Source organism: Lysobacter sp. Root690 (genome assembly GCF_001427785.1).
Classification (GTDB): domain Bacteria; phylum Pseudomonadota; class Gammaproteobacteria; order Xanthomonadales; family Xanthomonadaceae; genus Lysobacter.
The window spans coordinates 906019-915539 of sequence record NZ_LMHM01000001.1 but is presented as its reverse complement, the minus strand read 5'-3'; the positions used below and the strand labels follow the sequence as shown (position 1 = coordinate 915539).

Below are 9521 nucleotides of genomic sequence, written 5' to 3'. Positions count from 1 at the left end.
CACCGCGCCGGGTGCGTACACCTGCACGGGAACCGGTCCGGTGGTCTGCACCTTGCCGGCCGGGACCGTTCCGGGCACCTATGCGGTCAGCTACACGACCACGATCAATGCCAATGCATCGGGCTCGGTCGGCAACAGTGTGACGGGCAATGGTGGCGGTGATCCCGATCCGGAGTGCACGTCCTGCACCACGACCCATCCGGTCGTGGTCAACCCCGCGCTGACCATAACCAAGACCGCGAGCGCGCCGACCACGAACCTGGGCGCCAACGCCAGCGTGACCGATGCGGGCGACACGATCGGCTACACCTTCGTGATCACCAACACCGGCAACGTGAACCTGACCAACGTGGTGGTGAACGACGCCAAGCTGGACGCGCCGGCAATCTGCAACGCGACCACGCTGGCGCCGAATGCGAGCACGACCTGCACCGGCACCCACACCATCACCCAGGAGGAAGTGAACGCCGGCACCTCGGACAACACCGCGACCGCCACCGGTACGCCGCCCAGCGGAACGCCGGTGACCTCGGGCCCCGCGTCCACCCAGACCCCGCTGCCGCGTAACGGCGAGCTGCGTTCGACCAAGGCGATGAGCGGCAACGCCGACGAAGACGGCAGCGGCTCGGTGACGGTGGGCGATACCCTGAGCTACACGATCACCGTGACCAACATCGGCAACATCGATCTCGGCAACGTGGTGGTGACCGACGACAAGATCACGCCGAACACGACGACCTGCGCGATCGTGGTGCCGGGTGCGACTTGCGCGCTGACCGGCACGTACCGGGTCACGCCGGCCGACGCCAACGCGGGCACGATCCGCAACGCCGCCACGGTGGTCGACACGCCGCCGCCGGGTGGCCAGCCGGTCTGCCCGAGCGGTTCGGCCGATCCGAAGTGCAACCCGCGCGTCGACGTGCCGGTGACCCAGATGCCGAATCTGAGCTCGGCCAAGGCCATGACCGGCAACGCCGACGAGGACGGCGACGGACGGGTGAGCGTGGGCGACACGCTGACCTACACCGTCACCGCGACCAACACCGGCAACATCGATCTGACCGACGTGGTCGTCAGCGACGACAGGATCACGCCGAACACGATCGCCTGCGCCAGCGTCGCGCCGACCGGCACCTGCGTGCTGACCGGCACCTACAAAGTCCTGCAGGCCGACGCCGACAACGGCTCGGTGGTGAACACCGCGACGGTGAGCACCAGCACGCCGAACGTCTGCCCGGCGGGTTCGACCGAAGCGCGCTGCCATCCCGCCGTCACCGTGCCGATCGAGGCACGTCCGGCCGTGGCCATCGTCAAGGTCGCGACCCTGACCGTGGACGAAGGCAAGCAGGGCGTGGGCAATGCCGGCGACGTGATCACCTATGCGGTGCGCATCAGCAACACCGGCAACATCACCCTCAACGACATGGCCACCAGCGATGTGCTGGAGACCTATCCGGCCACCACGTTGAGCTGCGGCGCGACTTCGCTGGCGCCGGGCGCGAGCACGGACTGCAACGCCTACACGCACACCATTACCCGCGAGGAAGCCAACGCCGGCGGCACGCTGGACAACGTGGTCAAGGTGACCGCGCGTTACGGCAATGTCGGCGGCGGCGCCACCGGCACCGCGACCGCCAACGCGGCCGCGATCGTCCAGGTCGAGCCCGAGGCGAGCAGCGATCTGTTCGTGAGCAAGCAGGCCAATCCGCGCGACGTGAAGATCGGTGACCTGGTCCGCTACACGCTGACGATCAAGAACGTCGGCCAGGTCGACACGGTCGACGCGACCTTGACCGACACGCCGCCGGCCGGCTTCACCCTGGTCGAAGGCAGCCTGCAAGTGGCCGATCGCGATGGCGGCGGCCGCCAGGTTGGCAGCTACCCGATCAAGGTCGATCAGATCGACATCAAGGCCGGCGAGAGCGCGACCGTGATGTACCTGCTGCGGGTCGGCGCCGGCGTGCGTCCCGGTACCCACGTCAACCGCGCCTTCGCCGAGGACGGCGACGTGCGGTCGAACGAGGCGACCGCCGAAGTGCAGCTGATCGCCGATCCGCTGCTCGACGAATCGCTGTTGGTCGGCACCGTGTTCGACGACCGCGATAGCGACGGCTGGCAGGATTCGGCCGACCTGAGCCGGGTGCGCGTGCAGGGCGGCTTCGCGGCCGACGCCTACGTCGCCAACTCGACCACGGTCGATCGCGGCGCAGGCGCCAAGCCCGAGCCCGATGCGAGCTCGCCGATGCTGCACGGCATCGACCTGGGCAAGATCAGCGCGCGTCAGTCCGAGGCCGATCCGGTCGCCGACCACCGCGTGGTGATCAGCCAGACGCTGCGCGAACCCAAGTTCGACGACGGCTTCGCGCTGACCACGGCGCAGGGCATCACCGTGCGCATGGACGCGGCCGGCAACACCCGTACCGAGCTCAGCGGCGACGCGGCCAAGAACCTCACGGCCGCCGAGCCGAAGGTCGAACGCCAGGTCGCGCAGACCGCCGAGGGCTACCGCGTCGACTACATCGTGAGCAATCACGGCATCGACGAACGCGGCATTCCCGGCGTGCGCATCGCCTCGGTCGAAGGCCTGCTGATCGAAACCGACCAGTTCGGCCGCTACCACCTCGAGGGCGTGGCGGGCGGTCCGTGGGAACGCGGCCGCAACTTCATCCTCAAGGTCGATCCGGCCACCTTGCCTCCGGGCGCGACGTTCACCACCGACAACCCGTTGGTGCGGCGTCTGACTCCGGGCATCCCGGTGCGCTTCGACTTCGGCGTCAAGCTGCCGCCGGGCGAAATCCCCGGCAGGCAGGAGCAGGTCGAGATGCGGATCGGCGAGGTGATGTTCTCGCCGGCCAGCGCGCAGGTCACTCCGCAGTACCTGCCGGCGATCGAGAACATGGCGTCGAAGATCAAGCAGTACGGTGGCGGCGAAATCGTCATCACCGCCAACGGCGAGAACGAGACGCTGGCGATGGACCGTGCCCTGGCGGTGCGCAAGTCACTGGAGACCATGGTCGACCCGCAGCTGTTCAAGGCCTTGCAGATCAGCGTCCGCACCGATCCGCAGGACCCGGCCACGATGGTGGTGGGTTTCGCCGAGTGGCCGCTGCTGGGCACGGTGCTGTTCGATACCGACAAGGCGACGATCAAGCCCAGGTATCTGCCGGTGATCGCCAAGGTGGCCGCGGCGCTGGAGCAATTGCGTGGGACACGCGTGGTCATCACCGGCCACACCGATCTGCGCGCTTCGGACGAATACAACGTCGCGCTCGGCATGCGCCGCACGCGGGCGGTGTTCGAGGCGATCGTCGCCCACGCCACTCCGGAGCTGCGCCAGCACCTGCGCGTCGACATCAGCAACGACCCGGCAGCCCCTGCCGATAAGCCGGGCAAGTGAGGGGGCCTGCCATGAAAATGAAACTGCTCGATTACACCCTGATCTGCATTCTCAGTGGCCTGGTCAAGGTCGCCGGCGCGCAAACCGCGCCGCCGGCGACCCCTCCCGCCGCGGCGCCGGACACGGCGCAGGACAGCGGCGAGGTGGAGTGCAACGACGCCGGTTGCGGCAGCGACCAGGGCGTGCTGTTCGAACTGCGCACGCGCGGCAAGCGTCAGCCGGTCACCCAAGGCACCACCGAACGTTCCTCGTCGGAGACGCTGCAACCCGATCGCCGGGTCACGATCGAAGCCGAGGACAGCAACTCGGTCTGGCAGCAGAACCCGGTGCCCGGCAAGGCGGTCGTGGTCGGCAAATGGTCGATGCAACTGCCCGGTGGCGGCGTGATCTGGGCGACCGAGGATCCCAACCTCGGTCAGCCGGAAATGACCGTGTCGGCGCCGTCGCTGGTCGCCTTCGATGGCAGCCGGATCGTCAAGCCGGTGCGCTTCTACGCCTACAACAACTACGCGGCGTTCATCAAACGCGCGGAGGTGTTGATCTATCGCGCCAGCGATTCCGACCTGGTCAGCCCGATCGCGACGGTGCCGATGCCGCTCGCGGCGGTCAGCGACGTCGAATGGGACGGCGCGATGCCGGCCGAGCTCAAGCTGCGCGCGGACGACGAACTCATCTACATCGTCCGCGCCTACGGCGAAGACGGCAGCTTCGACGAAACCTTTCCGCGGCGGATCCAACTGGTCCGGCCCGAAGAGGCCGAACGCGGCGCGCGGATCCTGCGCGATGCCACCGAGCGCCAGTTCGGCGCCTCGCTGAGCGAGCAGGACGCCGAACAGCGCAACCAGATCGACAGCATCTTCGGCCAGGACAACCTGCGCCAGCAGAACATCCCGATCTACGGCTCGCGCGTGCGCCTGCAGGGACGCAACATCCCCGACGGCATGTCGATCAAGATCAACGGCCGCATGCATCCGGTCGATCTGGAACGCAAGCTGGTCGCCGAGTACCTGGTGCCGGTCGGCCAGCATCGTTTCGATATCGAAGTCGCCGGCCGCAACGATGAGCCGGCCCTGCATCACGCGATCGATGTCGATGTCACCGGCCGCTACCTGTTCGCGGTCGCGATGGCCGACGTCACCGTGTCGGGCAACAGCGCGTCGGGTTCGGTCGAACCGGTCACGCCGGACGATCGCTATGACGACAACTTCCTGATCGACGGCCGCCTGGCGTTCTATCTGAAGGGCAAGGTCAAGGGCAAGTACCTTGTCACCGCCCAGGCCGACACCCAGGAACGCGAGATCAGCGAGCTGTTCAACGGCTTCTGGGACGCGGACCCGCAGGACGTGTTCCGCCGCCTCGACCCCGACCTGTACTACCCGGTGTACGGCGACGACTCGGTGACCTACCGCGACGTCGACACCATGGGGCGCCTGTACCTGCGCGTGGACTGGGACAAGAACCAGGCGCTGTGGGGCAACTTCAACACCGGCATCACCGGCACCGAATACGCCCAGTACAACCGTTCGCTGTACGGCGGCGCGCTCGACTGGCGCAGCCGTCGCACCACCGCGATCGGCGAAGCCGGCTCGCAGCTGCGCGTGTTCGGCTCGCAGGCGCAGACCGCGCCGGGGCATACCGAACTGCTCGGCACCGGTGCGCGCCTGTACTACCTCAAGCACGGCGACGTGTTGCCGGGCTCGGAGAAGCTCACCGTCGAAGTGCGCGATCCCACCACCGGCCGGGTCGAGAACCGGGTCGACCTGGTGCGCGGCGCCGATTACGAAATCGACGAGCTGCAAGGCCGCATCCTGCTCGACAAGCCGCTGTCGCAAGTGTCGCGCGACGGCCTGCGCACGCTCACCCACGACACCCCGCTCGACGGCTATCAGCAGATCCTGCTGGTCGATTACGAATACGTGCCGACCGGTTTCGACGCCGACGACATGGCGACCGGTTTCCGCGGCAAGCACTGGTTCGGCGACCACGTCGCGGTGGGCGGCACCTACATCGACGAAAAGCGCTCGGGCGAGGACTACAGCCTCAAGGGCGCCGACCTCACCCTGCAGGCCGGCCGCGGCACCTACCTCAAGCTCGAACAGACCCAGACCGAGGCGACCAGCGCGCCGGTGTTCTTCTCCGACAACGGCGGCCTGAGCTTCACCGAACTCAATTCCGGCCTGAATGACCGCGAAGGCAAGGCGCGCTCGGTCGAGGCGCGGGCCAATCTGCGCGAACTGGGCTGGACCGAAAACGACTGGACGCTGGGCTCGTGGTGGCGCAAGGTCGACGCCGGCTATTCGATTTCGCGTTACGACATCGGCGAGCCGATCGAAGAGCGCGGCTTCGAGTTCAACGGCGAACTGACCCCGGCGCTGCGTTTGTTCGGCCGTTACAGCGTTGCCGAACGCGGCGAGGAATCGCTGACCCAGGCCCAGCTGACCGGCGAATGGCGTCTCAACGACGACATCACCGTCAGCGGCGAAGTGCGGCGGGTGCAGGAGCAGCGCCTGAGCGGCGATGCCAACGGCACCCTGGCCGCGCTCGAGTACCGCCAGCAGGTCAGCACCCAGTTGGAGCTGTTCGGCACCGCCCAGGTCACCGTCGACGACGATGACGGCCGCTACGCCGACAACGATGCTTTGAGCGTCGGCGCCAAGTACCTGTTCGGCGAACTGTCCAGCGTCGGCGCTGAGCTCACCACCGGCGATCGCGGCGACGCGGCCAAGGTCAACGCCGAATACCGGCTCGCGCCCGATCACAGCCTGTACGGCAGTTACACCTATTCGACCGACACCACCGAGCACGACCCGCTGTTCAACGACCGCCTCAACAGCGGATGGACCCTGGGCCAGCGCTGGCGCCTGTCGAACCAGGTCAACCTGTTCAACGAAAGCCAGTTCCTTAAGGCGCCGAACGAATCCGGCCTGGCCCACACCTACGGCATGGATTTTTACCCGGGCGAAGGCTGGAACCTGGGCTTCACCCTGCAGCAGGCGACGCTCGATCGCGCCGCCGAACTGGGGCAGGTCAACCGCCGCGCGGTGAGCCTCAGCGGCGGCCGCAATTCGGTCGACACCCAATGGTCGAGCAAGCTCGAATGGCGGCGCGACAGCGGCGCGGAGCGGCGCGAGCAGTGGACCTCGAGCAATCGCTTCCTGCACAAGCTCAACGACAGCTTCCGCATCGCCGGGCGATTGAACTACTCGCAGACCCGCGATCAGATCAATCGCGACGCCGGCGCGAAGTTCGTCGAAAGCAATGTCGGCTTCTCATGGCGCCCTTACAACAACACACGCTGGGCGCTGCTGGGCAAGTACACCTTCCTGTACGACGTTTCGGCGCTGGAGCAGGTCGGTCCGAACATCGCCGATTACGATCAGCGCAGCCAGGTGCTGGCGTTCGAAGGCATCTACCACCCGAATCATCGCTGGGAGTTCGCCGGCAAGCTGGCGCGGCGGGTCGGCGAGGTGCGCTTCGGCCGGCTGCAAGGCGAGTGGGCCGATTCCTCGACCACCTTCGCCGCGGTGCAGACGCGTTACGAGTTCAAGGAGGTCTGGCACGGCCTGGCCGAATACCGATGGCTCGACGTCAAGGACGGCGGCCGCAAGCAGGGCGCGCTGATCGGCATCGATCGCGACATCGGCAAGAACTTCCGCGTCGGCGTGGGCTACAACTTCACCGAGTTCAGCGACGACCTCACCAATTTCGATTACGACCATCGTGGCTGGTTCCTCAACATGGTCGGGAGTTACTGATGCATCGGCGCGGGTCCAGCCTCGCTGGCTCGCGGCGATGCCGATTTCCGGAAGCGGCCGCTCCCCGGCCGTGGACGTGTGGGCCTTTGCGCCCACGATGCGGATGGGTTTTCCGGTGACACGGCGAATGCATGCGCATGGCAAGTGCGACACCTGCAAGGAAGGCAAGCAAGAGAACAGGAGCGACAAGTCGATAATTTCGGTCGCGTCGAGCAAGGCCGCGACTTCTGGCCAATTCAGCTAAACAATGAGGTGTACCAATGAAAGAGACCCGGCGCCGTATGACCCTTAATCTGGCCGGCAGCGAGATGCAGTTTCTCGAAGAGCTGTGTGTGCGCAAGGGTGTCAGCAAGACCGCGGCCATCCGTCAGGCGCTGCGCCTGTACCAGGTGGTCGAGGATCGTGCAGACAAGGGCAAGAAGATGTTCTTCGTCGACAACAGCACCAAGGAGCGTTCCGAACTGATGCTGTTGTGACCTGCATGACCCGCATGATGTGACTATGGCCCCGCCGCATACCGGAAGATGCGGCGACATTGCATGACAGCTTTCGGCCAATCCGTTAACCCATCGAATCAGGCTCGTTCATCGCAATCGGGCCGGCGGTGGTTTGCCACCCAGTACAAGGCGCGGCGCTCCCGTGCCGTAAGCCGGCTCCTGCGAGCCGGCGCGGATAATCCGGTTGCGGCGGCGACTCCGCGGAGCCATGACGACGGATCGGCTTCGATGATGCGCTCAGGCCGAACCGGCTCCGCGTAATCGGTTCGCGACGCCATCAAGACTTCGCCCGCGCCGGCACCCACGTCGGGTTGATAAGCTTCGGTTCGAAACGCCAGCGCGTGCGAACGCCGCGCGCACTCGGGCGCGAGCCTCGAGCGTATGCCTCAAGCGCATGCCCGCCCGCCAGCGCTTGTTCGCGACACGCGATCGCGGTCAGCGAAAGAACGCCCGCAATACCGCGTCCGCCTCGCGCAATCCCGGCGCCGCGTCGTCGGGCGGCGGCAACAGCACGAAGCGACAGCTCGGCAGGCTGGGCAAGCGCGTCGAGCGCGCGATCGCCAATCCCGGCGCGATCGCCGAAGTATTCAGGCAGCCCAGACCGAGCCCGGCGCGCAGGGCCGCCTGCACACCGGCGACGCCGCTGCCGATATGGGCGATCCGGTGCCCGACCCGCTGCTGCAGCAAACGCCGCACCGCGGTCTGGTGCAGGCTGCAACTGGCCGGCAACAGGATCAGCGGCAGTTCGGACTCGCCGCGCAGGTCCAGGCCGGGCGCGGCCACCCATGCCAACGGTTCGCGCCGCAGCACGTCGCTGCGGCCGCGTTGGCGGCTTTGCGCGGGCGTTTCCAGGTCCATGGTCAGGGCCAGATCGAAACCGCCCTCGGCGTGCGTGCGCGCCAGCGCCGCGCTCTGGCCCATCGTCACCTGCAACTGCAGCTGTGGGCAGTGGCGGGCGAGATGGCCGAGCAGGGCGGCGATCTCGTCGGGCCGGAAGTAATCGCTGATCGCCAGCCGCACCTGAGTGCGATGCAGCTCGCGTCGCACGTCGTGCAGCGCCAGTTCGCCGAGCGCGAGCATCTGCCGCGCATGCCCGAGCAGGCGTTCGCCGGCTGGCGTCGGCACGACCCCGTTGCGCGAACGCAGCAGCAGTGGTGCGCCGGCCGCCAGTTCGAGCTTCTGGATCTGTTCGCTGATCGCCGACTGCGAGCGGAACACGCGGCCGGCGCCGCCGGAAATGCTGCCGGCGTCGGCGACCGCGACCAGGGCGCGGAGCTGTTCCAGATCGAGGCTGCGCATGGGCATTCCTGCTATCGGCCAGGCCGATGGATGGGATCAGATCTTCCCGCTATTCCGATGGCTATGGCAAGCCTAATGTGAACCTGCATCCCGGGGCCGAGTCATGCCGGCCCGCCTCAGAGCCCGCCGCCATGCCGCACCTGAATCTGCAACTGTCCGGATCGCCGAACCCCGACCTCAGCCGTCGCGCCGCGGCCTTGATCGCCGACCTCACCGTCGAAGTGCTGGGCAAGCCCCGCGAGTTGATCGCGATCGCGATCCATTACGTCGACCGCGCGCACTGGTTCATCGATGGGCGTTCGCTGGCGGAGTGGGACCGCGACGCGTTTCACCTCGACATCAGCATCACCGACGAAACCAACACCAAGGGCGAGAAAGCGCGTTATCTGCAACAGGTGCATGCGCAGCTATCGGCGCTGATCGGCGAGGTGCACGAGACCTCCTACATCCATGTGATCGACGCGCGTGCGGCGGCTTATGGCTATGGCGGGTTGACTCAGGAGCGGCGGTATCAGCTCGCCCAGCTGAGTGCGAAGGATTGATCGAGCCAATCTGCTAGATCGAAGCGACCCG

The 9521-nt window shown here is 66.8% G+C and carries 5 protein-coding genes; 4 read left to right on the top strand and 1 reads right to left on the bottom strand.

The annotated features are described in order from the left end of the window. From ASD86_RS03940 to ASD86_RS03925, 3 genes are all read left to right on the top strand, one after another. Positions 1-3397, top strand: a 3397-nt coding sequence (locus tag ASD86_RS03940) for an OmpA family protein (protein WP_162253607.1), incomplete at its 5' end; no start/stop codon positions are given. A gap of 11 nt (positions 3398-3408) precedes the next feature. Further along, positions 3409-7152 (top strand): hypothetical protein, encoded by a 3744-nt coding sequence (locus ASD86_RS03935; RefSeq protein ID WP_200957185.1) that lies wholly within the window; start codon positions 3409-3411, stop codon positions 7150-7152. Between the two features lie 260 nt (positions 7153-7412). Continuing rightward, the gene (locus ASD86_RS03925; protein ID WP_036110112.1) at positions 7413-7628 is read left to right on the top strand and encodes a transcriptional regulator; all 216 of its coding nucleotides are present in this window, start codon (positions 7413-7415) and stop codon (positions 7626-7628) included. Positions 7629-8084: 456 nt separating this feature from the next. Here the strand turns inward: ASD86_RS03925 and ASD86_RS03920 are convergent, their stop codons facing one another. After that, positions 8085-8948: a LysR family transcriptional regulator gene (locus ASD86_RS03920; RefSeq protein WP_056106959.1), complete on the bottom strand. Its 864-nt coding sequence runs from the start codon at positions 8946-8948 to the stop codon at positions 8085-8087. Positions 8949-9079: 131 nt separating this feature from the next. Between ASD86_RS03920 and ASD86_RS03915 the strand changes: the two genes are divergently transcribed. Then, entirely contained in the window at positions 9080-9490 is a 411-nt protein-coding gene (locus ASD86_RS03915; protein ID WP_056106957.1) for a 4-oxalocrotonate tautomerase family protein, read from the top strand. The last annotated feature ends 31 nt before the right edge of the window (positions 9491-9521 follow it).